The organism is Megasphaera sp. ASD88 (assembly GCF_002287425.1).
GTDB classification, from domain to species: domain Bacteria; phylum Bacillota; class Negativicutes; order Veillonellales; family Megasphaeraceae; genus Megasphaera; species Megasphaera stantonii.
Window position 1 is genome coordinate 87,557 of the sequence record NZ_NQXW01000002.1, and the last position, 21,555, is coordinate 109,111.

The following is a 21,555-nucleotide window of genomic DNA, read 5'->3' on the forward strand; positions in this document are numbered from 1 at the left end:
GCAACAACAGTAACATAAGATGTTATTATTGTATTCCAAAACGGAGAAAAATACAAGGTAGTTTATTGAAAAAAGAAGAAAATATCCGCAGTTTTCCAATAAATTTTACATGGCCTTCTCCCTTTGTCTCAATATTTAATATGTTTTCTGAAACGTAAAACGTTTGTCCTGAAAGATGCGCTGATACTTGAATAGATGAATCTATTTTCTTGACAAATAAAACCGGGCCCCTGCGGAAATGCTTGCAGGAGCCCGGGATCGTTACTGGAGTATAAAGAAATATAAGGAAGCGACGGCGGCCAGGATAATCCGGTACCAGCCGAAGACCTTGAAGTCGTTGGTCTTGATGAAGGACATGAGGAAGCGGATGGCCAGCACGGATACGATGAAGGCCACGATCATGCCGGTCAGGAGGACGGCTCCCTCCGTGGCCGTGAAATGGAGGCCGAAGTCCAGCAGCTTGACGGCGCTGGCCCCTATCATAATCGGCACGGCCAGCAGAAAGGTGAACTCCGCCGCGGCGACGCGGGATACGCCGATCATGAGGGCGCCGATAATCGTCGAGCCCGAACGGGACGTCCCGGGAAATACGGCGGCGATGAGCTGGAAACATCCGATCCACAGGGCCGCCTTGTAGGTCAGGTCGGCCGTCGTTTCGACGACGGGAGCTTTGCCCTTGTTCCTGTTTTCCACGACGATAAACAGGACGCCGAACAAGGCCAGCATGACGATGACTACGGGATAGGTGAAAAACAGGGAGTTCAGCTCGTTGCCCCACAGCAGTCCGACGACGCCGGCAGGAATACTGGCGACGACGATTTTCGGCCATAAGGCCAGGGCTTCGGCCTTGAGGCGGAAGCCGCCGCGAAGGGTAAAGGGCAGGAGCTTGTCGCCGAACAGGACGAGTACCGCCAATATGGCGCCGAGCTGGACGACGACGAAAAACATTTCCATGAATTTTTCCGACATGTTCATGGTCACGAATTCGTTCAGCAGGATCATATGGCCTGTGCTGCTGATGGGCAGCCATTCCGTAATGCCCTGGACGATGCCGAACAATACGGCTTTTGCGATTTCAATAAGCATAGGGAAGTCTCCTCTTTTGTGAACCCTGACGGCGGCGAAACCGGCCCGTCCCCCGCCCTGGCAGTGAGAACGGCCCGCAGAATCATCGCGCGCCGGCGTTTAATTTATACGATATATATGCATACAGGTAAGGACTATTTTATCGCCGGTAGTGGTAATACATGTCAACTTGCTGCGGCAAATAATAGTTTATTTTAACAGCATGGGGACAATCTTGTCAATTCGTTTTTTGATAATACAACACGCATTGTTGTATATGCCGCTGCGGTATGGCCAGCGAAGAGGCGTTGCTCTTTTCGCCTTGGGGAAAAGTTTGTGAAATTTTACTCTTGTTTCTTTCAGCCTGATGTGGTAAGATACGGGCAAGGCAAAAGATGACATCACCTTTGTGAGTTATACTTTTTCGGATAATTATATTTGCGCGATGTACGTGCATCTGCTTGGATCGTAACGGACCGAGACAGAAAGGGTCACTCATCATAATCAGGCGTGCAGGGGATTGCTGCGTTCGTGTCTCTGCGCGCTGGTTGCAGCACTTGTGTATGTGCGCCTTTCGGTCTACGCCGGAAGGCGTTTTTCTTTTGCCCCGACTATTTTACTAGGAGGTTGATACCTTGAAAAAATGTTGCGGCTTTTTAGTGAACAACATGGCCCTCTTCGTCCTGCTCATCGGCGTCGTCGGGGCCGTGCGGCCTCAGACCCTGACCTGGGTCGGCCCCTACGTGGGCTGGCTGCTGGGCGTCGTCATGTTCGGCATGGGCATGACCCTCACCTTCCAGGATTTTAAGCGGGTTCTGCAGCGTCCCTGGGAAGTCCTGCTGGGCGTCGTGGCCCAGTTTCTCATCATGCCCCTGGCGGCCTGGTTTCTGGTCTGGCTCTTCGCCCTGCCGCCGGAGCTGGCTATCGGCGTCGTCTTAGTGGGAACCTGCCCGGGCGGCACGGCGTCCAACGTCATTTCCTACCTGGCTAAGGGCGACGTAGCCTTGTCCGTTTCCATGACCATGGCGACGACCCTACTGGCGCCGGTCGTTACGCCGACCCTGACCTGGCTCCTGGCCGGCTCGTGGATAGAAGTATCCTTTACGGCCATGATGATTTCCATCGCCCAGATGGTCCTCCTGCCCTTGCTGCTGGGGCTGACGGCGCACCATTTCTTTGAAAGGACTGTAGAAAAGATACTGCCTGTCATGCCCGTCGTATCGGTCGTCACCATCGTCCTGCTAGTCGGCGGCGTCGTGGCCCTGGGGGCTGAAAGCCTGCTGGACGTTGGCCTGCTCATGGCGGCTATCGTCGTGCTGCACAACGCCTTCGGCCTGGTCCTGGGATACGGCATGGCCCGCCTGTTCCGCCTGGATTCCAAAAAGGCCCGCACCGTGTCCATCGAAGTGGGCATGCAGAATTCCGGCATGGCCGCCTCGCTGGCCGTCCTGTACTTTAGCCCGGCCGCGGCCATTCCTGGCGCGATTTTCAGCGTATGGCACAATATTTCCGGCTCTATCGTAGCGAACTACTTTGCCCGCCGCGATGAACGGAAGCGCGTAGATGTAAAGAATGTAGAATCAATTCACTTGGCATAAAGGAGCATCTCTATCATGAAAATTTTTACAACTGTAGCAGATATGCAGGCCTTTTCGGCTGCCTTAAAAAAAGAAGGAAAATGCATCGGCCTCGTCCCGACGATGGGAGCCTTGCACGAAGGCCACCTGACGCTCATGCGGGCGGCGAAGGAAAAGTGCGATGTTGTCGTCGCCTCGGTCTTCGTCAACCCGACCCAGTTCGGGCCGAACGAAGATTTCGACGCCTATCCGCGCCGCTTTGAAGAAGACTGCCGCAAGCTGGAAAGCGTCGGCGTCGACGCCGTGTTCCATCCCGAACCGGCTGAAATGTATCCTGAAGGGTACTGCACTTACGTCAACGTAGACGGCGACATTACTCATAAGCTGTGCGGTGCTCAGCGTCCCATCCACTTCCGCGGCGTGGCGACGGTCGTCACGAAGCTCATGAATATTACCCGGGCTGACGAAGCCTTTTTCGGCCAGAAAGACGCCCAGCAGGTCGTCGTCGTCCGCCGCTTCGTCGACGATTTGAATATTCCCGTCCACATCAACATGGTGCCCATCGTCCGCGAAGACAGCGGCCTGGCCCGCAGCTCCCGCAACGCCTACCTCTCGCCGGCGGAAAAGGAAGCGGCCCTGGTCCTGTCGCGCAGCCTGAGAAAGGCTAAAGCCGCTTACAACGGCGGCGAAACGAATGCCGAAGCCTTGAAAGCCATCGTCACGAAAGAAATCCAGAGCGAGCCCATGGCCGTCATCGACTACGTAGACCTGTTTTCCTTCCCAGCCCTCCTGCCTGTGGAAACAGTGAATGAACCGTGCCTGCTGGCCATCGCCGTCCGCATCGGCAAGACCCGCTTAATCGACAACATTATTTTAGGAGATGCCGCAAAATGATACTGAATTTACTGAAATCTAAAATCCACTGCGCTACCGTTACGGAAGCCAACCTGCAATACATGGGAAGCATTACCATCGACGAAGCCCTGATGGAAGCGGCCCATATCCTGCCGAACGAACGAGTCCAGGTCGTCGACAACAACAACGGCGCCCGCCTGGAAACGTACGTCATTCCCGGGCCGAAGAACTCCGGCGTCATCTGCCTAAACGGCGCGGCGGCCCGCTGCGTCCAGCCCGGCGACGTGGTCATCATCATGGCCTACGCCTTTATGACCGAGGACGAAGCCCGGTCCTACGTGCCGACTGTCGTCATGGTCGACGGGCAGAATGCCGTCCGCGAAGTGCGCTGCGCAGAACATCACGGCCAGACCCATTAGGACAAGCCCATTGTTTCACGTGAAACAACGCCTCCCTCTTCTGTCTTCACATTTTCTTGACAATTTCTTCATGACTTTTTCACAGGCAGGCAGTATACTATAGATGTAATGAAGAACAGATATACTTTCTTTTACATAACTCACGTATTACAAGGAGGCGTACTTATGAAACTCTTTTTGGCTAAAAAGCTGCGCGTCGCCCTGGCCGTCATGGCCTTCGCCGGCTGTACGGCGGCCTTTGCCGCCGACGGACAGGCTGCTTTCGTTCAGGTCAGCCCTGACGCCTATTCTTACTGCCACGACGGCTCCGGCCACGGTCATCATCACGGCTGCGGCTGGTAGCGCTGGCGCAGGAGCGTAAAAAGCTTTCTCTCCTTATCCATTGCAGATGAGGAGAGAAAGCTTTTTTTGTCTATTCTTGCCCGCCCTTTCGGATGATGAAAATCTTCATACTTTCTTCATAACTTCTCCATTCTTTGTTCACAGGCCTCTTATATACTGTACTTGTAATCAGGAACACATCATACAATGGATTTCAGCATAGGAGGTATACGTTATGAAAACGATCGTTATGGCTAAAAAATTCCGGTATATCCTGGCAGTTGTCGCCTTAGTCGGCTGTACGGCAGCCTTTGCCGCCGACGGCACGGCAGATACGGCTCAGACGAATCAGAGCCAGAGCCAGTATACCTGCCCCTATCATCAGGACTGCCCCTACGGCGACGGCCGGGGACGCGGCCAGGGCCGGGGTCATCACCACCACCGCGGCTACTGCCATCAGAACGACGCCCAGACAGTGACTCAGCAATAACGAACAAGCTCCCTTTGGCGATCATACCGCTGGAGGGAGCTTGTTTTTGCTGCCGCTCATAAATTTATGAGTGACTTATAAATTTGCTAATATATTGTTCGCTGCGAGTTAATTTTTTATAATGAGCACAGGTAAGGAAATGAACAGGACAACACAGGAGGTATGGATGATGATGAACGAAAACGTAGTAAAAATATTGAAAGCTTACATGTGGGACGTAGCTACCTGCTCTGATGACGGCAATCCGAACGTCGTGCCCGTAGCCTTTAAGAACGTAACAGAAGATGGCAAATTAGTCGTCGGCGACGTGTTTATGGAAACGACGATGAACAACGTCAAGGCCAACGGGAAAGTCGCCATTTCGGCATACGACGCCAAGACCTACGAAGGCTATCAGGTCAAAGGCACGGCTGAATACGTGACGGAAGGGCCTGTCGTCGATATGTTTGAAGGCCTGGTAGAAAAGACCTTCCGCGGGGCGGCGACGGCTAAAGGCGCCCTGGTCATTACGCCGGAACAGGTCATCGTGACGACTCCCGGCGCAGACAATAAGAAGGTATTATAAGAAGGAGGGCTGGCAGCGAGCCTGAACATGAGTGTCTTGTTTTCGGGCTCGCTCCTTTTGTTTAGGAGGATATGCTCATGGTGACGTATACAGCCCATATCGACGAGGCGGCCTGCGTCGGCTGCGGCGCGTGCCTCGAAGCCTGTCCGGCCGGGGCTATCATCATGACGCCGGGCTGGCGCTGCGTCGTGCAGGAAGCTCTTTGCCTCGGCTGCGGCATATGCGCGGGCCTGTGTCATAAAGGCGCGCCGCAGCTGCAGGAGACGGCAGGCTCATACATTCCATAGGTACTTAAAATACCAGAAGGGCTATGATACAATAAAGGAAAAAAGGAGGCCTGCCTATGTATCAGAAAAAATTGGAGCCCGATATCCGCTGCCCTCTGGAATACGGATTGGATATCTTCGCCGGCAAATGGAAATCGCGGATTATCTGCGTGCTGGCCGCCTTGGGGACCCTGCGGTACAGCCAGCTGCGCAGCGAAATGGGAAATATTACCGACGCCGTGCTGGCGTCGACGCTGAAGGAACTCATTGCCGACGAGATGGTACTCCGCAAATCCTACGACGAGATTCCTCCCCGAGTCGAATATTCCCTGACCCGTAAGGGCCGGTCCGTCGTGCCTATCTTGCAGAACATCTGCCGCTGGGCCGACAAATACTATCAGGAAGAATGCGATTATAACCTGACGCCCTGCCAGCGGTGCGTGTATAAGTAAGTCAGTGTTTCACGTGAAACATCAAAACTTTCTCCACGACGAGATAAAGCTCTCCGTCTGCAACGAAGGCGATGCAGATGGAGAGCTTTTTGCTGTGTAATGAAGAGATGAGCTCCTGCCTATGGGCCGGTCTAGCGCAGCAGGGGCATCTGTCCCGTCAATTTGTTTATTTTCTTTTTTGCCCCGCACATGGCGATTCCGAAGTAGTTCAGATCTGCTTCCGCTGCGGCCTTCATCTTTCCTGCGAATTCGTCATAGGTCTTGCAGCCTTGGGCCAAATCGGAAAAGTCGACGACTGTCACGTCGGAAAACTCCGACCCATACAGCCTTTCGCGGATGGCTTTTATGCTTTCGCCATTGCCCTTCAAGATGGGGACGGGAAATTCAATGATGCCTAAATGTTCGTGTCCTGTTTTGTCTGCCACGTCGGCGCCGACGATTTCCGGCATGGCCTTTCCCAGGGTAATCCCCAGAATCGCCGCTGTATTCGCCATAATCCCCAAGGGCAATCGTTCGTCGAGTATCATGACGCATTTTTCATCGTGTACGTTCATTGCGTTCCACCTCATTTCGCATACTTTTTGGGGGAATCGGCACGGCTGTAAGTCCCGGCAGCCATTGAAACGCAGCCTTGCCAGCTGAAAAGACCCTCCTATGGGGAAGCCTGCCCCTCCCCTCCTGTTCCGCTGCTCTTTAGGAAAATATCCCGATATGCGCCGGGTGTTACGCCGATGAAGCGGGCAAAGTAATTGGTGAAATGGCTTTGGTCGGAAAAGCCTGTCTTCAGGGCGCTTCCATGGGAGACATGCCTTGTTCCAGCAATTTTTTTGCCCTGCCAATGCGGAGGCTTTCCAAATAGCAGTACGGCGTGACGCCCTTTGATTTGGTGAAGGCCCGCAGTAAGGTGGATTTGCTCAAGCCAGCCTGACGGCATATCTGGTCTAGGGAAATGCGTTCGGCAGTGTGTTCCTCCATAAACGCGCAGGCCTGCTCGATTTCTTCCCGGCATTCGGGAATACATTCTTCAAAGGGTTGTCCGTATCGCTGCATAAGCAGGGACAGCATCAGGAGGAGGCTTTCTTCTTTTCCAAATTCCAGGGACCCGTTCATGACGAGGTCATGGAGGGGCCGCAAATAGCAGGACACTTCTTCGTCGCAAAGTACGGCCGGCGAAAATCCCGGCAGTGTCCTGTTTCCCGTGATTTCTTCGGCCAAATCCAGCATGACTTCCTTTGGGATGTTCAATCCCCGATAGTCTAAGGCACAGCCGTCGGCCTGAACGCAGGCGTGAGTGTCGCCGGGATTGAACAGCAGGATCTGGCCTGTGCCGATTGTGTATTCCTGATGTCTGTACCATAAGCGGCGCTCCCCTTTTTCTATCAATCCGATGACGTAATAGTCGTGGAAATGATTGGGAAAGGCTTTGGCCATTCCTTCAAAGCGATAGGCTTCCAGGCGGAGCTCCTCGTCGTAGACCAGGGTCTTAATTTCTTTCCTCATAGGTGATTCCCCCTCATGGCTTATTGTATCACTTGGCCTTGCCGGCGGCTTGTAATATATCTTCAACGAAGAGAATTTCGAGGCTCTTCTCTTTGCCTATACGCCAATGTGTTTCACGTGAAACATTTTCTCTATAATGATACAAAGCTCTCTGTCCGCAGATGCATTACTGCGGGCAGAGAGCTTTTTGCGATGTCTTTCAAACGAGCTGTCGCCGGGATCGGTGACGACGCCGCAGGCCGACACGGCGATTTCGATTTCGCCGGGATGAATTTCCGGTACGGCGACTTCTTTGACGACGATCTGACGGGGCCCGGCGAGGACGGCTCCTTTCATCATACGAGATTTCATTAGTATGCACTCTCCTTTATGGTATATACATCGACGGAATATCTTGACGTTTGGTCAGCTTTACTATATCATTAAAGTTAGCTTTAAAGTCAATCTTACGTTTCGAAAATTTTGAGAAATTTTTACTCAGGCTTCTCTAAGGAGGTTTTCCTATGTATACGATTCAGCAGGTGGCGAAGATGACCCATATCCCGGCGACGACGCTGCGCTACTACGATAAGGAAGGGCTGCTCCCCTTTTTGGAACGGCGCGAGTCGGGCTATCGGGCCTTTTCCGATGTAGATTTGGCTATGCTGCAGGTGCTGCAGTGCCTGAAGGCGACGGGCATGTCTATCAGCGAAATGAAGCAGTTTTCCCAATGGGTGCAGGAAGGCGACAGCTCTTTGAAGGAGCGGTACGACTTATTTGTCCGCCGCAAGGAAGCTGTAGAGCAGCAGATCGCCGAGCTGCAGAAATCGCTGGAAGTCATCAATCACAAGTGCGACTACTATCGCCGGGCCGTCGAGGCCGGGACGGAAAAGCACATGATGGGCAAGGACACCCTGCCCTACGCCGACGAATTTCTCCACGGCGGCGGAAAATAGTATCGTTGTTTCACGTGAAACATAGTTGACTGCATAGACACATTACGGAGGTGTATCCTATGGTTCCCTACTCTATCCTCATCGTCGACGACGACGAGAAATTGTGCGCCCTGCTGCGCTCCTACTTCGAGCAGGAGCAATGTCTGGTCTATATTGCCAATGACGGCATGACGGCCGTCTCGATGGTACGGCGTCATGAGCCGCAGATTATGGTGCTGGATTTGATGCTTCCCGTCATGGACGGCTTTGAAGTGTGCCGCCGCGTCCGCCAGTTCAGTGACGTCCCCATCATCTTCTTGACGGCTAAGGACGACGAGTTGGACCGCCTCGTCGGGCTGAATATCGGCGCCGACGATTACGTGACGAAGCCCTTCAACGTCAAGGAGCTCATAGCCCGCGTCCACAGCCTGCTGCGCCGGGCTCGGGGCGAAGTCATCCAGACCTCGTCCCGCTACGCTGTCAGGGATTTGCTCATTGACAGGGAAAAGTTTACCGTGTTCCGCAGCGGCGAGCCCATCGTGCTGACGCCGACGGAGTTCAATATCCTCGACGCCCTGGCCTCTTCGCCGGACCGGGTGTTCAGCCGCATGCAGATCATGGAAAAGGCCCAGGGCGGCTACGGCTTTGAAGGCTATGAGCGGACCATTGATACGCACGTCCGCAACCTGCGCAAAAAACTAGAGCCGGAGCCGGCTAAGCCGACGTATATTCTGACCGTGTACGGCATCGGCTATAAGTTTTCCGGAGGCGGCCTATGAAACGGACAGATAGCTTAGTATTCCGCCTGACGGCAATGGTCTTCATCCTGCTGACCGTGACGATTGCCGTCATCCTCTTTTTGGTAAACAGCCAGATGGATACGCATTTTACCCAATACCTGCAGATGGCTCCCCGCCGCGGCATGGGAATGGGCATGGGGCATCACATGATGCGCGGCGCGGCGGAGCTGCAGTACGTCGAGTCCATCCACCGCTCCCTCCTGTGGGTCGGACTGGGCATGACGGTCATCAGCGTTGGCGTCAGCTACATCGTCGTGCAGAAGCTCGTCCGTCCCCTCCTCTCCCTGACTGAGGCCGTGCGCTCCGTGCAGGAAGGGAAATTCGGGCAGACCGTGCCTGTTGAACGGATGGACGAAGTGGGCATCCTGGCCAAGACCTTCAACGACATGTCGACGGAGCTGGAGCAAAACGAAACCATGCGCCGCCACCTCTTTGCCAGCGTAGCCCACGAGCTGCGGACGCCCTTGGCGATTATCCAGGGAAACTTGGAAGGCATGATCGACGACGTCATACCGGCTAATAAAAAGATGTTTTTATCCATGGAAGACGAAGTCCTGCGGCTGGGACGATTGGTGCAGGATTTAAACGATTTGTCCCTGGCGGAAATCGACAAGCTCGTCCTCCACAAGGAACGGGCCGATATAAACATACTGCTGGAACGAGCCGTCAGCATGCTCCAGCCCCTGTGCGACGAAAAAGAATTGACCGTCCGGCTGCAGCTGTGCCCTGAGTTGCCGAAGATCTCCATCGACGTGGACCGGATCAACCAGGTCGTCTACAATATTTTGAACAACGCCATTCGCTATATCAACCGGGGCGATATGATTGCCGTCGCCACGGAGCGGGCCGTCAAGGAAGGAAAAGAGTACGTCCTCGTCTCTATTGCTGATACGGGAAACGGCATTTCTCCTGAAGACCTGCCCCATATTTTCCAATATTTCTACCGCGGCGAAAAATCGCGGAGCCGCAAGAGCGGCGGCAGCGGCATCGGGCTGGCTCTGGCGAAGCAGTTCGTCGTCAGCCACGGCGGCCTGCTTGAAGTAGAAAGCGAAGTCGGCAAGGGCACGACCTTTTACATGTATCTCCCTTTGGGCTGAAACGGCGGCATGCGGGAACAATAGGCTATGACAATACGGCAGGAGGAAGTTTTATGCTACAGATTCGCAGAGCCAGTACGGCGGAATTTGCGGCAGTACGGGATTTTTATTACGCTGTGATCGACGAAATGAAGGACGCCGAATTTAAGCCGGGATGGGAACGGGACGTGTACCCGTCGCAGGACTTTCTGCGGGCGTCACTGGATAAGGGCGAGCTCTACGTCGGCGAAATCAAAGGACATCTTGCGGCGGCGATGGTCGTCAACCACGAATACAACGAAAGCTATGACGCGCGCCGTGGTCTGTCGACGCGTCGGACGACGAGCTTCTCGTCGTCCACGCCTTAGGCGTGCGCCCGTCCTTTGCCGGCCGGGGCATAGCCAAGGTGATGACGCAATATGCCATCCGGCTGGGACGGGAAACGGGGATGAAGACGATTCGCCTCGATGTGCTGAAGGGAAATGTTCCGGCAGAGCGGGCCTATCGAAAGGTTGGATTTGCTTACTGCCGGACGGCCCGCATGTTTTATGAAGATACGGGATGGACCGAATTCGATTTGTTTGAATATATTCTGTAAAGGCCTCCCCTTCTCTTCCGGGAGCGTCGGGCCGTCTGGCCTTTATCATAAAAAATCTATTGATATATTAACACAGGGACATACTGTTTCACGTGAAACGTATGTCCCTGTGTTGTGTTATATGATTTAAAAGACGATAACAGCCTATCTTCTGCCTGCGGAAATCTGCCGTATATTGGGCGTTTGCGGGCTTGTCGATATGTACGGCATTGGAGTTGAGACATAAAAACGGGACTGCCGATGAAGAAAGCTAATCCTTCATCGGCAGTCCCGTTTTGTTGGGAGCCTCTTATTTTACCAGTTCGTATCCGGCGTCGGTAATGACTTTGGCGAATTCGTCCGTCGTAATGTCCTTCGTCGCCGTGACGTTGGCCGTCTTGCCTTCCAGGTCGACGGTTACGTCCGTTACGCCGTCCATAGCGGCTAAGGCGTCGTGAACGTGTTTCTGGCAGTGCTGGCACATCATGCCTTCAATGTGTAATGTTGTTTTCATAGCAGGTTCTCCTTCCTTTTGTTCAGATATGGATGTATTGGGAGTTTCCCGTGGTGTTTCACGTGAAACAGTTCCAGCCGAATGGTTGGGCTTAAAGAAGCGCAGGCGCAGAGCGTTTAGGACGACGCAGACGCTGCTCAGGCTCATGGCCGCCGCCCCGATCATGGGGTTCAGCTTGAGGCCGTAGGCCGGGTAAAACAGGCCGGCTGCCAACGGAATGGCGATGACGTTGTAGAAGAAGGCCCAGAACAGGTTTTCTTTGATGTTTTTGATGACGGCCTTGCTGAGGCGGACGGCGCTGACGGCGTCGAGGAGGTCGCTGCGCATGAGGACGGCGTCGGCGCTTTCGATGGCGACGTCGGTCCCGGCGCCGATGGCGATGCCTACGTCGGCTTTAGCCAGGGCCGGCGCGTCGTTGACGCCGTCGCCGATCATAGCGACGGTGCGCCCCTGGGCCTGCAGCTCGGCGATGTGCCGTTCCTTATCCTGAGGCAGGACGCCGGCGATGACCTTGGGAATGCCCAAGCGCTTGCGGATGGCTTCGGCCGTGCGGGCGTTGTCGCCAGTCAGCATGACCACATCGATGCCCATAGCGGCAAAGCGGGAAATGGCTTCGGCGCTGGTGGCTTTTTCTACGTCGGCGACGGCGATGATGCCGATGACGCCGCTGGCGTCGGCGAAGATGAGGGGCGTCTTGCCCTGATCGGCTAAGGCGTCGAGACGGTCCGTATAGCTGCCGATGGCGATGCCCTGCTCTGCCATGAGGGCGGCGTTGCCGGCGTAATAGGTTTTCCCATCGGCGGAGGCCATGACGCCCTTTCCGAAGACGGCCCGGAAATCAGATACGGCCTTCGGCGCGACGCCCCTTTCTTTTCCGCAGGCTACGATGGCTTCGGCCAGGGGATGCTCGCTCCCCTGCTCCATGCCGGCAGCCAGGGCGAGGAGCTCTGTTTCGCTGCAGGTCAGGGCCTGTATATCGGTGACGCGGGGCTTCCCTTCCGTAATGGTGCCGGTCTTGTCCATGACGACGGTATCGACGGCGTGGGCCCGTTCCAGGGCTTCGCCGGACTTGATGAGGATGCCGTTTTCCGCACCCTTCCCCGTGCCGACCATGATGGCGACAGGCGTTGCCAGCCCTAAGGCGCAGGGGCAGGAAATGACCAAGATGGAAATGCCGATGGAAAAGGCGAATTCCAAATCGGCTCCCATGGCGAAATACCATAGGGCCGTAGCGGCGACGGCCAATGTGATGACAGCCGGGACGAAGATACCGGCGACGGCGTCGGCGATTTTTGCAATAGGCGCTTTGCTGGCGCTGGCTTCGTCGACGAGGCGGATAATCTGGCTGATCGTCGTATCGTCGCCGACCCGCTGGGCTGTGACGTGAATATAGCCCGACGTATTGATCGTCGCCGACGTGACCTTGTCGCCGACCTGTTTTTCGACGGGAATGCTTTCGCCCGTAATGGCCGATTCGTCAATGCTCGTCGTGCCCTGAGACACGATGCCGTCGGCAGGAATGCGCTCGCCCGGGCGGACGACGATTTCATCGCCTACGGCTAAGTCTTCGACGAGAATGACCGTTTCGACGCCGCCGCGCAGGACCGTCGCCTCCTTAGGCGCTAACTTCATGAGCTTTTCAATGGCCGCGCTGGTCTTGCCCTTGGCCCTCGTTTCCAGATACTTGCCTACGGTGATGAGGGTGACGATCATGCCGGCCGACTCGAAGTACAGGTTGGCGCTATAGGTCTGTACCAAGGCCCAGTCGCCGTGGCCCATGCCCCAGCCCATGCGGAAGATGGCGAAGGCCCCGAAGGCCGCCGAGGCCATGGAGCCCATGCCGACGAGGCTGTCCATGTTGGGCGCGCCGCGAAGCAGGTTGGAAAAGCCGTTGATGTAGTACTTGCGGTTCAAATACATGATCGGCAGGATGAGCAGGAACTGTGCGAAGGCGAAGGAAATGGCATTTTCCGGGCCGTCGAATACTGCTGATATAGCTGACGGGACGGGAATGCCCAGATGAGCGGCCAGCATGTGGTGCATGGCGATGTAGACTGTAGGAATGAGAAAGACGATGGACCACAGGAGGCGCCGCTTCATCTGCCTGACTTCCTGCTCGGCCGTATTGGCCGGACTTACCTGCGGCGAAGCGCCCTTTGTTCCTGCTTGCCCGCCGGCCAGGGACGCGCCGTATCCGGCGTCGACGACGGCGTCTATAATCGCCTGGCCCGTAAGGATCGTTTCGTCATAATCGACCTGCATGCTGTTGGTCAGCAAATTGACGCTGGCCTTTTCTATGCCCTCCAGCTTGGAGACGGCTTTTTCGACGCGGGACGAGCAGGCCGAGCAGGACATGCCCGTTACCTGATATGTTTCATGCTTCATGCAATCACTCCCTTACTTCATCAATTTTTGCAGGGTACAGACGAGCTCATCGACGACGTCGTCCTTCCCCTCGCGGATATCGTGGACGACACAGCTCTTGATGTGCTGGCCGAGGAGCTCCTTGTTGAAGGAATTCAGGGCCGACTGGATGGCCGTGACCTGCATCAGGATATCGATGCAATAGCGGTCCGTCTCCACCATGCGCTTGATGCCCCGTACCTGCCCTTCAATCCGGTTTAACCGGGAAATCAGTCGTTTATATTCCTTCTCGTCGCGGTGCTTCAGCTTCACGCCTCCGCAGCAGCTCGTATCGTTCATAGAATCCATATGTATCCCTCCTGACATAGGTGCAGAGATGATATACCCTATACCGGTATATAAACATAATATACCCAGTAAGGGTATATGTCAAGATGCCGAAGAGAGATTGGACGGACGTACGGAAGGAGCTGAGAAATAAAAAACGGTATGGGACGACAGCTGCTATAAGCGCTGCCGTCCCATACCGTTTTGTCGTTTTATACGTTATATACTTTTATTCCATGACGCCGATTTCGTCGGGGACGATGAAATCCGCTTCGGTGCAGGCCTTGATGTCGTCTACGGTGTAGCCTGCGGCCAGTTCCCGCAGGACTAAGCCTTCCGGCGTGACTTCAAAGTAGCACCGCTCGGTGACGATGTCGGTGACGCATTTCGCGCCCGTCAGGGGCAGGGTGCATTTTTTCAGGATCTTCGATTTGCCGCTCTTTTCGCAGTGGTCCGTCGCTACGATGATCTTCTTGACGCCAGCGCACAGATCCATGGCGCCGCCCATGCCGGGGACGAGCTTGCCCGGGATAGTCCAGTTGGCCAGGTTGCCTTCCTGGTCGACCTGCAGGGTGCCCAGTACGGTAGCGTCGATGTGTCCGCCGCGGATGAAGGCGAAGGACATTTCATGGTCGTATACGCTGCCGCCGGTGATGATGGAGGCCGGCTGGCCGCCTGCGTCGATGACGTCGATGTCGACGCTGTCCCAGGGCGGCGTCGCGCCGCTGCCGACGGTGCCGATTTCCGCTTCCAGCCAGAGGTTGACGCCTTCAGGCAGATAGTTGACGCACAAGAGAGGAACGCCGATGCCCAGATTGACAAAGTCGCCGTTTTTGAAGAATTTAGCGCACCGCGATGCGATGAGCGCCCGTCCAGTTAATGCCGCCATTATTTTCCGCCTCCTTCCGCAGCCTTAGCCTTTGCTTCGGCCTTGGCCTTCGCCCGCTGCCACATGGGGCACATCGGCCGTTTTTCGCCGGTCCGCACGTATACCATGTCGACGATGGGTGCCGGCACGTCGATTTCTTCAGGGCCCAATTCGCCGACTTCAACCAGCTCTTCGACTTCGGCGATGACGAAATCCGCCGCCAAGGCGATGGTGCTGTTCGTCGCCCGCGAGTTCAGGCGGAAGGAAATGTTGCCGGCCTTGTCGGCCTTCGTCGCCTTGACCAGGGCGACGTCAGCCCGCAGGGGCAGCTCCAGGAGATAGTCCTTGCCGTTGATGGTCAATACCTGCTTGCCTTCAGCCACTTCCGTGCCGAGGCCCGTCGGGGTCAGGCAGCCGCCGAGGCCTGCGCCGCCGCAGCGGATGCGTTCGGCCCAGGTGCCCTGGGGGCTGAATTCGACGTCCAGCTCGCCGGCCAGCATCTGGTCCTTCGCTACGGGATTCAGGCCGATATGGGTCGTAATAATGCTCTTGACCCGTTTGGCTACGATCAGCTTGCCGACGCCTTGGTCGGGCATGCCGGCTGAAACGGCGATGGCGTGGATGTCCGTAACGCCCTTTTCCAGCATGCCGTCGATGATTTCATCGGCGGCGAATTCGCCGTGCCAGTCGCCGAACATAATCGTCTGGCCGTCGTGAATCTTGCTCAGCGCTTCTTCTTTGGTCACTACTTTGTTTGCAAACACAAAATGACCTCCTTTCCTCCTATAACACTGCGTCTATACGCTTATTTCCCTTGGAATATGGCTTTGCGTTTTTCCATAAAGGCCTTGCAGCCTTCCTGGAAGTCCATGGACGCCGAGCATTCACGCTGCGTCGGCACTTCCGTTTCGTCAAGCCACTTCTTGTAGTCGACATACATGGCGTCGTATATCTGCTTTTTGATGTTCTTGTACGACAGGAGCGGCCCTGCGGCGATCTTCTTGGCAAAGGCCATGGTCACGCTGTCCAGCTCTTCCACCGTCGTGACCTTATAGGCCAGGCCCAGGGCTTTGGCTTCTTCCGCGCCGACGGGGCGGCCCGTAGCGGCCAGTTCCATCGTGCGGTTCGGGCCGATGAGGCGGGTCAGGAGATACGTCGCGCCCGTGTCGGGGACGAGGCCCAGGTTGACGAAGGCCAGGATGAATTTCGCGTTGTCGGCGCAGATCATGAAGTCGCCGCCGATGGCCAGGCTCACGCCGGCTCCGGCCGCCGCGCCGCTGACCGAGGTGATGACGATCTTGCTCATCTTCTTCAAGCCGTCGGCGACGCTGCCGACCTTGCTGATCAGGCCGTCCATGTTGACTTCGCCGCCGGCCTGGATGAGTTTGTAGAAATAGCCGATGTCGCCGCCGGCGGAGAAGGCCTTTTCCGCCCCTTTAATGACCAGGACGCGCACGTCCGGGTCGTGTTCCGCCTTGTCGACGACGTACATGAGCTCGTCGGCCATCTGCTCGTCAATGGCGTTGAGGTTCTTCATGTAATTCATCGTAACGACGGCGATGCCGTCTTCTACCGTGTAAATCAACTTCTGCAATTCCATACCAGTTCCTCCTTTACAGGTCTTCTCTATCACCAAAACTGCCTTGGGCAGCCTTTAGTCGGGGATATATAAAAACTAACCGTTTATATGAAGGGCGCGCTGTTTTTCGGATGACGGCGCGGTAAACCTTATCTTCGCCGTCTTTTGCCGGCGTCCCTGCTGGTTTCTCTATATTCAATTTCCATGTACACGTTCGGGTTCTTATAAGTAAATAATATATGGATTATGCTAAATTGTCAATAATAAGTCGTTTTAGAATGGACATTAGTTCTATATTTCATGGATTTGCCATGCAAATAGAGGCGGTACCCGAACTGTACGATATCAAAACTGCAAGAAAGCCCTGCACCGTCTCGTCCGTGCAGGGCTTTGTACATGGAGTATATGAAATTGCGCGGCCTATCGCTTGTTGCTTCGCCGCCAGATGCGCTGCTTTTCCGCGGCCTTGATCAGGGCGTCGCGGAAATCGGGGTGGGCGATGCTGATGAGGGCCTCGGCCCGCTGCCACGTCGCCAGGCCCGACAGGTTGACGGCGCCGTATTCCGTCGCCACGTAAGGCGTCTGGGTCCGCGGCGTCGTGATGATGTCGCCGTCCGTAAATTTCGGCAGGATATTGGAGCGGCCGACGCCGTAGGCGTCGAAGTACATGGAGGGCATGGCCAGGAAGGCCTTGCCGTGGGAGGCCATGTAGGTGCCCGTCACGAAGTCCAGCTGGCCGCCGGTGCCGCTGATCTGCCGCGTCCCGACCGATTCGGCGCAGACCTGGCCGTACAAGTCGACGGCGATGCAGCTGTTGATGGAAATGAAGTCGTCGAGCTGGCGGATGGTCTCGGCGGCGTTGACGTAGTACATGGGCGCCGACAGGATGCCTTGATTGTAATGGAGGAACTCGTACAGCTCCTTCGAGCCCAGGCAGACGGAAAACACGCCCTTTCCCCGCTGGAGGGGCTTCTTCTTATTGGTGATCTTCCCCGACTGGTAAAGCTTCAAATAACCGTCGCTCATGATTTCGGCGTGCATACCCAGGTCTTTTAAATCCGACTCGGCGATGAGCTCGCCTAAGGCGTTGGGCATGCCGCCAATGCCCAGCTGCAGGGTCATGCCGTCGTGGAGATAGGGAAAAATCTGGGCGGCTATCTTCTTGTCCATTTCACTGGCCGGCCGCCCTGGCATGGCGCTGATCGGCTCGTCGCTTTCGACGACCCAGTCCACGTCGGAAATATGGATATGGTCATTGGCTACGCCGTACACGACGGGCATGTCCCGATTGACTTCCAGAATGATGTGGTCCGCCGCGTCGAGGACCTCCTGCTGGCAGCAGTTCGTCAGGCCGAAAGAAAAATTCCCCTGCCGGTCCATAGGCGCTACGGTAATCATGGCCACGTCGACGGGGGCGAATCCCCGTTCGTAGTAGGAGCCGCAGTTGCGGAACAGCATGGGCTGATGATAGGCTCGTCCCTGGTCCAGGTACTTCCTGTCGATGGCCGAACAATGCCAGACATTGTACGTAAACGTCCCGTTGTCCGGGTCCTGCTCCAACACCTGCACGGGCCGGCAGGTCACGCTGCCCCGTACATTTACGTTCTTCAATTCGTCCCGCCGCCCTGCCAGGGCCTTGTCCAGGGCCGCCGGGAAGGAGCAGCAATGGCTGTAATCTACCCAGTCGCCGTCTTTGACAATCTGCACGGCCTGCTCCGGACTGCGGAGCTTGGCCTGATACTCGCGGTATACGTCCATAGTATCACCTCGTATATAGCCAATTTTTAGGAAAACAGTTCACGTCGGTATGTATGTGTTTATTATATACGAATTAACATAAAAAGTCATGGCAAAAGAGCCTTCTGCGGAGCTGAAATACCGTCCTGCCCGTGAAACCTCCTATGGGAAGCTGACAGCACGGCGTGAGAGCTGAGGGCGAAAATCCCTTGTGCGGCTGAACCGATACGGGCAAGGACTATCGATGGTATTGACAAGCTGCGGCATAAAGCCTATACTAATCACATCAAAATAATTTGATGTGAGGTAACGCTATGAAAACGGAATACCAAGAACAAGCGAAAGTCTTTAAGGCACTATGTGATCCTAAGCGCCTGGCTATTCTGGAGCAGCTGCGGGGCGGCGAAAAATGCGCCTGCGTGCTGCAGGAGCCGTTGGATTTGACCCAGTCGGGCTTATCGTACCATATGAAGATCCTTTGCGATTCCGGCATCGTAGTCAGCCGGCAGGAAGGAAAATGGACGCACTACCGGTTGAGCTCTTCCGGCAGAGACCGGGCCGTGCAATTACTGAAAAAGCTCACGACGCCTACTATTGAACAAGAAACGCCCGTTCCTCCGTGCAGATAGAAAAGACATCGGACTCTGGACGGCGTTTCTTTTAACCCAACACATCAAAAAATATTGATGTATTATGGAAATAGAAAGGAAGCGGTTGACATGCATATCTGGGAATTTATTCAATATCAGCTGCTCGGCATGAAATGGCTTGAGCACCTGGTCGGGACGGGGCTATCGTCGCTCGGCCTGGACCTGAACGGACGTATAGGAGGCAGTATCCATTTTTTTGTATATGACGCATTGAAAATCACGCTGTTGCTTTGCCTGTTGATTTTTATGATTTCGTACGTTCAAAGCTACTTTCCGCCAGAACGGAGCAAACGCATTTTAAGTCGTTTTCATGGATTTTCAGCCCATATCCTTTCGGCCCTGCTGGGAACCGTCACTCCCTTTTGCTCCTGCTCGTCGATTCCCTTGTTTATCGGCTTTACAAGGGCAGGACTGCCGCTGGGCGTCACATTTTCCTTTTTAATTTCCTCTCCCATGGTCGATTTAGGAAGCTTGGTGCTGCTCATGAGTATTTTCGGCGCCCAGGTAGCCATTATCTATGTGGCCCTCGGTCTTGTCATTGCCGTCACCGGCGGCGCTATTATCGGACAGCTGGGTATGGAAAAACATGTAGAACCTTTTGTCCGCGCAGCGGACAGCGCCGATATAGATGAGCCGGTTCCGACAAGGCGAGAACGTCTGACGTACGCAAAGGAGCAAACGCTGGACACGTTCAAAAAGGTCTTTCCGTATATTCTGGCAGGCGTCGGCATCGGCGCAGTCATTCACAACTGGATTCCTGAAAGCTGGATAGAAACAGCTCTTGGCAGGGACAACCCCTTTGGCGTTCTTGCGGCAACGATTGTGGGCATTCCTATGTATGCCGATATTTTCGGGACCACCCCTGTAGCGGAGGCCTTATTTGCCAAAGGCGCGCAGCTTGGAACGGTCCTGTCCTTCATGATGGCCGTTACGACCTTATCCCTGCCTTCACTCATTATGCTCCGCAAGGCCGTTAAGCCGGCGCTGTTGGCCCTGTTTATCGGCGTTTGCGCAGCCGGTATTATCCTCGTCGGCTGCGTATTTAACGCATTTCAATATATGTTGATAAAAGGAGTGTGGTAAGTATGAATTTATTTAACAAGAAAAAAGAAACCTCAAAAAACGACGGTAGCGAAGCCAGCTGCTTGCCGAAAATCGGAGGGCAAGGCACCGGCGGATCTGTCCGAATCAAAATATTAGGCTCGGGCTGCGCTAAGTGCCATGCACTGGAAAAATCTGTCCGCGCCGCTTTGGAAGAACTGCACCTGGAGGCGGCAATCGACGACGTGACGGATTTTTCACAAATTGCCGCCTACGGCGTCATGACTACTCCTGCCCTCGTCGTAGACAACGTCGTCGTATCGTATGGGAAGGTATTAAAAACAGAAGAAGCCAAAGGGCTTATTGCGGCGGCCCGAAAAAAATCGGAATAACATTTAAAGGCAGCGTGTCATGGATTTCTGGCAGGCTGCCTTTTATCTCTATAAAGTATAGTTTCCCCATATGCAAACCAGCAGGGAGTCAATCCCTGCCGGTTTGCTGTTTTTTACCTTCTTATCTTGTCAGTAAAGCGTTTTTAGCTGTCAGCGTGCGCGGATGACACGAAGCCGTACATAAATCTGTATTTCGTCTAAAGGAAGGGCCTATTACAATACGTTGAACATCAAGTAGGACACGATGGTCATCGTTCCCAGGCAGGCTACCGTCGTTAGGAGGACCATGCTCAGGGCGTAGTCGCCGTGATTGCGGTTGGACTGGGCGAACATGGCCACGGCGGCCATCGTCGGCAGGGCCGCGATGAGCGTCGCCGCCTGGACCATTTCCAGATCGCCGCACAGGCTGCGGGCGACGAGGAAGAAGGCGACGGGAAAGAGCAGCATTTTCGTCGCAATGCCTGCGTACAGGTCCTTCGTCTTGGCTCCGACGCTCCAGTCCGTATAGTAGATGAGGCCGCCCAGATACAGGAGCGACAAGGGCGTCGCTGCCCGCCCGACTGTCAGCAGGGATGTTTCCAGCACGTTGGGAAGGCCTATGCCGGCCAGGATCAGGATGATAGCCAAGACGATGGCGCATAAGGCCGGATTAAAAAATTTTTTCAGCGAAAAGGCGGCCTTTTTTTCGCCCGGCGTCGTGAGGTACATGCCGTAGGTCCACAAGACGAGCTGGTCGATAATGCTGAACAAGGCGATGTACAGGCCGCCCCGTTCGGGGAAGGCTGCCGACAATAAGGGGATGCCGAGAAAGCCTACGTTGCCGTAAATCATCGTGGCCTGGTATATGCGGCCCAGGTTTCCCCTGCGGCCCAGCAGCCGGGCCATCACGGCCTGCACGATGATCAGGCCGCCGTATATGCCGGCAGATAGGAGGATCATGGCGTAGCAGTCGAACAGAACCTGCCGCGTCGTACCGTTCATGGCGTTGGCAAAAATGAGGATGGGCAGCAGAATGCCGATAATGACCTTGGACAATACGTCCAGCGAGGGCTGGGCCAGAATCCCCCGGCGGGCGGCAATGTATCCGCAGACCATCATGACGAGGAATTGGAACAGCTGGTTCGAAATGATATAGAATAAATCCATAGTATACCTACCTTTTTATACAGAATACAGGCTGAATATAAATTAGTATAATACGTCGGC

Annotated in this window: 27 protein-coding genes; 16 read left to right on the forward strand and 11 right to left on the reverse strand. The window is 55.1% G+C overall.

Annotated elements, in window-relative coordinates:
* Positions 1–261: 261 nt before the first annotated feature.
* The gene (locus tag CJ260_RS02200) at positions 262–1,086 is read right to left on the reverse strand and encodes an undecaprenyl-diphosphate phosphatase (RefSeq protein ID WP_095629006.1); all 825 of its coding nucleotides are present in this window, start codon (positions 1,084–1,086) and stop codon (positions 262–264) included.
* A 614-nt stretch (positions 1,087–1,700) separates the two neighbouring features.
* Here CJ260_RS02200 and CJ260_RS02205 point away from each other — a divergent pair.
* The 8 genes from CJ260_RS02205 to CJ260_RS02235 all read left to right on the forward strand — a co-directional run bounded on the left by CJ260_RS02205 (position 1,701) and on the right by CJ260_RS02235 (position 6,010).
* Entirely contained in the window at positions 1,701–2,663 is a 963-nt protein-coding gene (locus tag CJ260_RS02205; RefSeq protein WP_087478856.1) for a bile acid:sodium symporter family protein, read from the forward strand.
* A 15-nt stretch (positions 2,664–2,678) separates the two neighbouring features.
* Positions 2,679–3,536 carry a pantoate--beta-alanine ligase gene (panC, locus tag CJ260_RS02210; protein ID WP_095629007.1) on the forward strand — a complete coding sequence of 286 codons (858 nt, stop codon included), beginning with the start codon at positions 2,679–2,681 and terminating at the stop codon, positions 3,534–3,536.
* A complete protein-coding gene (gene panD, locus CJ260_RS02215) occupies positions 3,533–3,916 on the forward strand; it encodes an aspartate 1-decarboxylase (protein ID WP_095629008.1) in 384 nt (127 codons plus the stop codon). The genes panC and panD overlap by 4 nt, the downstream gene beginning before the upstream one ends.
* Before the next feature lie 165 nt (positions 3,917–4,081).
* On the forward strand, positions 4,082–4,258 hold the full coding sequence (locus CJ260_RS12785; protein WP_158221356.1) for a hypothetical protein: 177 nt from the start codon (positions 4,082–4,084) through the stop codon (positions 4,256–4,258).
* 214 nt (positions 4,259–4,472) lie between these two features.
* Positions 4,473–4,727: a hypothetical protein gene (locus CJ260_RS02220; RefSeq protein WP_095629009.1), complete on the forward strand. Its 255-nt coding sequence runs from the start codon at positions 4,473–4,475 to the stop codon at positions 4,725–4,727.
* A 166-nt stretch (positions 4,728–4,893) separates the two neighbouring features.
* Entirely contained in the window at positions 4,894–5,292 is a 399-nt protein-coding gene (locus CJ260_RS02225; protein ID WP_233127864.1) for a pyridoxamine 5'-phosphate oxidase family protein, read from the forward strand.
* A gap of 77 nt (positions 5,293–5,369) precedes the next feature.
* On the forward strand, positions 5,370–5,579 hold the full coding sequence (locus tag CJ260_RS02230) for a 4Fe-4S dicluster domain-containing protein (protein ID WP_198947371.1): 210 nt from the start codon (positions 5,370–5,372) through the stop codon (positions 5,577–5,579).
* A 56-nt stretch (positions 5,580–5,635) separates the two neighbouring features.
* Complete coding sequence (locus CJ260_RS02235; RefSeq protein ID WP_095629011.1) at positions 5,636–6,010, forward strand: helix-turn-helix domain-containing protein; 375 nt, start codon at positions 5,636–5,638, stop codon at positions 6,008–6,010.
* A gap of 131 nt (positions 6,011–6,141) precedes the next feature.
* Here CJ260_RS02235 and CJ260_RS02240 read toward each other — a convergent pair whose 3' ends face one another.
* The 3 genes from CJ260_RS02240 to CJ260_RS02250 all read right to left on the reverse strand — a co-directional run bounded on the left by CJ260_RS02240 (position 6,142) and on the right by CJ260_RS02250 (position 7,849).
* Positions 6,142–6,564 (reverse strand): DUF2000 domain-containing protein, encoded by a 423-nt coding sequence (locus CJ260_RS02240; RefSeq protein WP_095629012.1) that lies wholly within the window; start codon positions 6,562–6,564, stop codon positions 6,142–6,144.
* 229 nt (positions 6,565–6,793) lie between these two features.
* Positions 6,794–7,510, reverse strand: coding sequence for an AraC family transcriptional regulator (locus CJ260_RS02245; RefSeq protein ID WP_198947372.1), 717 nt, complete (start codon positions 7,508–7,510; stop codon positions 6,794–6,796).
* Between the two features lie 96 nt (positions 7,511–7,606).
* Positions 7,607–7,849, reverse strand: coding sequence for a hypothetical protein (locus tag CJ260_RS02250; protein ID WP_143747668.1), 243 nt, complete (start codon positions 7,847–7,849; stop codon positions 7,607–7,609).
* 164 nt (positions 7,850–8,013) lie between these two features.
* Here CJ260_RS02250 and CJ260_RS02255 point away from each other — a divergent pair, with 164 nt between their 5' ends.
* The 5 genes from CJ260_RS02255 to CJ260_RS02275 are packed head-to-tail and all read left to right on the forward strand — an operon-like array spanning position 8,014 to position 10,898.
* A complete protein-coding gene (locus CJ260_RS02255; protein ID WP_087478413.1) occupies positions 8,014–8,445 on the forward strand; it encodes a MerR family transcriptional regulator in 432 nt (143 codons plus the stop codon).
* A gap of 59 nt (positions 8,446–8,504) precedes the next feature.
* Positions 8,505–9,203 carry a response regulator transcription factor gene (locus tag CJ260_RS02260; RefSeq protein ID WP_095629014.1) on the forward strand — a complete coding sequence of 233 codons (699 nt, stop codon included), beginning with the start codon at positions 8,505–8,507 and terminating at the stop codon, positions 9,201–9,203.
* A complete protein-coding gene (locus tag CJ260_RS02265; protein WP_095629015.1) occupies positions 9,200–10,321 on the forward strand; it encodes a cell wall metabolism sensor histidine kinase WalK in 1,122 nt (373 codons plus the stop codon). Before CJ260_RS02260 ends, CJ260_RS02265 begins: the two co-directional genes overlap by 4 nt.
* 53 nt (positions 10,322–10,374) lie before the next feature.
* Positions 10,375–10,668, forward strand: a complete 294-nt coding sequence (locus tag CJ260_RS02270; protein WP_095629016.1) for a hypothetical protein — start codon at positions 10,375–10,377, stop codon at positions 10,666–10,668.
* A 2-nt stretch (positions 10,669–10,670) separates the two neighbouring features.
* Positions 10,671–10,898, forward strand: coding sequence for an N-acetyltransferase (locus CJ260_RS02275; protein ID WP_095629017.1), 228 nt, complete (start codon positions 10,671–10,673; stop codon positions 10,896–10,898).
* A 289-nt stretch (positions 10,899–11,187) separates the two neighbouring features.
* On the opposite strand, the gene CJ260_RS02280 is transcribed toward CJ260_RS02275, so the two are convergent.
* The 6 genes from CJ260_RS02280 to CJ260_RS02305 all read right to left on the reverse strand — a co-directional run bounded on the left by CJ260_RS02280 (position 11,188) and on the right by CJ260_RS02305 (position 18,287).
* Positions 11,188–13,776 (reverse strand): heavy metal translocating P-type ATPase, encoded by a 2,589-nt coding sequence (locus tag CJ260_RS02280; protein WP_095629018.1) that lies wholly within the window; start codon positions 13,774–13,776, stop codon positions 11,188–11,190.
* A 12-nt stretch (positions 13,777–13,788) separates the two neighbouring features.
* Positions 13,789–14,094 carry a metal-sensing transcriptional repressor gene (locus CJ260_RS02285; protein ID WP_095629119.1) on the reverse strand — a complete coding sequence of 102 codons (306 nt, stop codon included), beginning with the start codon at positions 14,092–14,094 and terminating at the stop codon, positions 13,789–13,791.
* Between the two features lie 217 nt (positions 14,095–14,311).
* Complete coding sequence (locus CJ260_RS02290; RefSeq protein WP_087478419.1) at positions 14,312–14,971, reverse strand: 3-oxoacid CoA-transferase subunit B; 660 nt, start codon at positions 14,969–14,971, stop codon at positions 14,312–14,314.
* Positions 14,971–15,714 carry a 3-oxoacid CoA-transferase subunit A gene (locus CJ260_RS02295; protein WP_087478420.1) on the reverse strand — a complete coding sequence of 248 codons (744 nt, stop codon included), beginning with the start codon at positions 15,712–15,714 and terminating at the stop codon, positions 14,971–14,973. The genes CJ260_RS02290 and CJ260_RS02295 overlap by 1 nt, the downstream gene beginning before the upstream one ends.
* 41 nt (positions 15,715–15,755) lie before the next feature.
* Positions 15,756–16,550, reverse strand: coding sequence for an enoyl-CoA hydratase/isomerase family protein (locus CJ260_RS02300; RefSeq protein WP_087478421.1), 795 nt, complete (start codon positions 16,548–16,550; stop codon positions 15,756–15,758).
* A 399-nt stretch (positions 16,551–16,949) separates the two neighbouring features.
* On the reverse strand, positions 16,950–18,287 hold the full coding sequence (locus tag CJ260_RS02305) for an acetyl-CoA hydrolase/transferase family protein (protein ID WP_095629019.1): 1,338 nt from the start codon (positions 18,285–18,287) through the stop codon (positions 16,950–16,952).
* Between the two features lie 293 nt (positions 18,288–18,580).
* Between CJ260_RS02305 and CJ260_RS02310 the strand changes: the two genes are divergently transcribed.
* From CJ260_RS02310 to CJ260_RS02320, 3 genes are all read left to right on the forward strand, one after another.
* Complete coding sequence (locus tag CJ260_RS02310) at positions 18,581–18,895, forward strand: helix-turn-helix transcriptional regulator (protein ID WP_087478423.1); 315 nt, start codon at positions 18,581–18,583, stop codon at positions 18,893–18,895.
* Positions 18,896–18,985: 90 nt separating this feature from the next.
* Positions 18,986–19,999: a permease gene (locus CJ260_RS02315; protein ID WP_095629020.1), complete on the forward strand. Its 1,014-nt coding sequence runs from the start codon at positions 18,986–18,988 to the stop codon at positions 19,997–19,999.
* Positions 20,000–20,001: 2 nt separating this feature from the next.
* On the forward strand, positions 20,002–20,349 hold the full coding sequence (locus CJ260_RS02320) for a thioredoxin family protein (protein ID WP_087478425.1): 348 nt from the start codon (positions 20,002–20,004) through the stop codon (positions 20,347–20,349).
* 213 nt (positions 20,350–20,562) lie between these two features.
* On the opposite strand, the gene CJ260_RS02325 is transcribed toward CJ260_RS02320, so the two are convergent.
* On the reverse strand, positions 20,563–21,495 hold the full coding sequence (locus tag CJ260_RS02325) for an AEC family transporter (RefSeq protein ID WP_095629021.1): 933 nt from the start codon (positions 21,493–21,495) through the stop codon (positions 20,563–20,565).
* Between the last annotated feature and the right edge of the window lie 60 nt (positions 21,496–21,555).

Bases quoted from the DNA above. Each gene is read 5' to 3' on its own strand.
- CJ260_RS02200 (WP_095629006.1), bottom strand. From the start codon at position 1,086: ATGCTTATTGAAATCGCAAAAGCCGTATTGTTCGGCATCGTCCAGGGC.
- panC (WP_095629007.1), top strand. From the start codon at position 2,679: ATGAAAATTTTTACAACTGTAGCAGATATGCAGGCCTTTTCGGCTGCC.
- panD (WP_095629008.1), top strand. From the start codon at position 3,533: ATGATACTGAATTTACTGAAATCTAAAATCCACTGCGCTACCGTTACG.
- CJ260_RS12785 (WP_158221356.1), top strand. From the start codon at position 4,082: ATGAAACTCTTTTTGGCTAAAAAGCTGCGCGTCGCCCTGGCCGTCATG.
- CJ260_RS02220 (WP_095629009.1), top strand. From the start codon at position 4,473: ATGAAAACGATCGTTATGGCTAAAAAATTCCGGTATATCCTGGCAGTT.
- CJ260_RS02225 (WP_233127864.1), top strand. From the start codon at position 4,894: ATGATGATGAACGAAAACGTAGTAAAAATATTGAAAGCTTACATGTGG.
- CJ260_RS02230 (WP_198947371.1), top strand. From the start codon at position 5,370: ATGGTGACGTATACAGCCCATATCGACGAGGCGGCCTGCGTCGGCTGC.
- CJ260_RS02235 (WP_095629011.1), top strand. From the start codon at position 5,636: ATGTATCAGAAAAAATTGGAGCCCGATATCCGCTGCCCTCTGGAATAC.
- CJ260_RS02240 (WP_095629012.1), bottom strand. From the start codon at position 6,564: ATGAACGTACACGATGAAAAATGCGTCATGATACTCGACGAACGATTG.
- CJ260_RS02245 (WP_198947372.1), bottom strand. From the start codon at position 7,510: ATGAGGAAAGAAATTAAGACCCTGGTCTACGACGAGGAGCTCCGCCTG.
- CJ260_RS02250 (WP_143747668.1), bottom strand. From the start codon at position 7,849: ATGATGAAAGGAGCCGTCCTCGCCGGGCCCCGTCAGATCGTCGTCAAA.
- CJ260_RS02255 (WP_087478413.1), top strand. From the start codon at position 8,014: ATGTATACGATTCAGCAGGTGGCGAAGATGACCCATATCCCGGCGACG.
- CJ260_RS02260 (WP_095629014.1), top strand. From the start codon at position 8,505: ATGGTTCCCTACTCTATCCTCATCGTCGACGACGACGAGAAATTGTGC.
- CJ260_RS02265 (WP_095629015.1), top strand. From the start codon at position 9,200: ATGAAACGGACAGATAGCTTAGTATTCCGCCTGACGGCAATGGTCTTC.
- CJ260_RS02270 (WP_095629016.1), top strand. From the start codon at position 10,375: ATGCTACAGATTCGCAGAGCCAGTACGGCGGAATTTGCGGCAGTACGG.
- CJ260_RS02280 (WP_095629018.1), bottom strand. From the start codon at position 13,776: ATGAAGCATGAAACATATCAGGTAACGGGCATGTCCTGCTCGGCCTGC.
- CJ260_RS02285 (WP_095629119.1), bottom strand. From the start codon at position 14,094: ATGAACGATACGAGCTGCTGCGGAGGCGTGAAGCTGAAGCACCGCGAC.
- CJ260_RS02290 (WP_087478419.1), bottom strand. From the start codon at position 14,971: ATGGCGGCATTAACTGGACGGGCGCTCATCGCATCGCGGTGCGCTAAA.
- CJ260_RS02300 (WP_087478421.1), bottom strand. From the start codon at position 16,550: ATGGAATTGCAGAAGTTGATTTACACGGTAGAAGACGGCATCGCCGTC.
- CJ260_RS02305 (WP_095629019.1), bottom strand. From the start codon at position 18,287: ATGGACGTATACCGCGAGTATCAGGCCAAGCTCCGCAGTCCGGAGCAG.
- CJ260_RS02310 (WP_087478423.1), top strand. From the start codon at position 18,581: ATGAAAACGGAATACCAAGAACAAGCGAAAGTCTTTAAGGCACTATGT.
- CJ260_RS02315 (WP_095629020.1), top strand. From the start codon at position 18,986: ATGCATATCTGGGAATTTATTCAATATCAGCTGCTCGGCATGAAATGG.
- CJ260_RS02320 (WP_087478425.1), top strand. From the start codon at position 20,002: ATGAATTTATTTAACAAGAAAAAAGAAACCTCAAAAAACGACGGTAGC.
- CJ260_RS02325 (WP_095629021.1), bottom strand. From the start codon at position 21,495: ATGGATTTATTCTATATCATTTCGAACCAGCTGTTCCAATTCCTCGTC.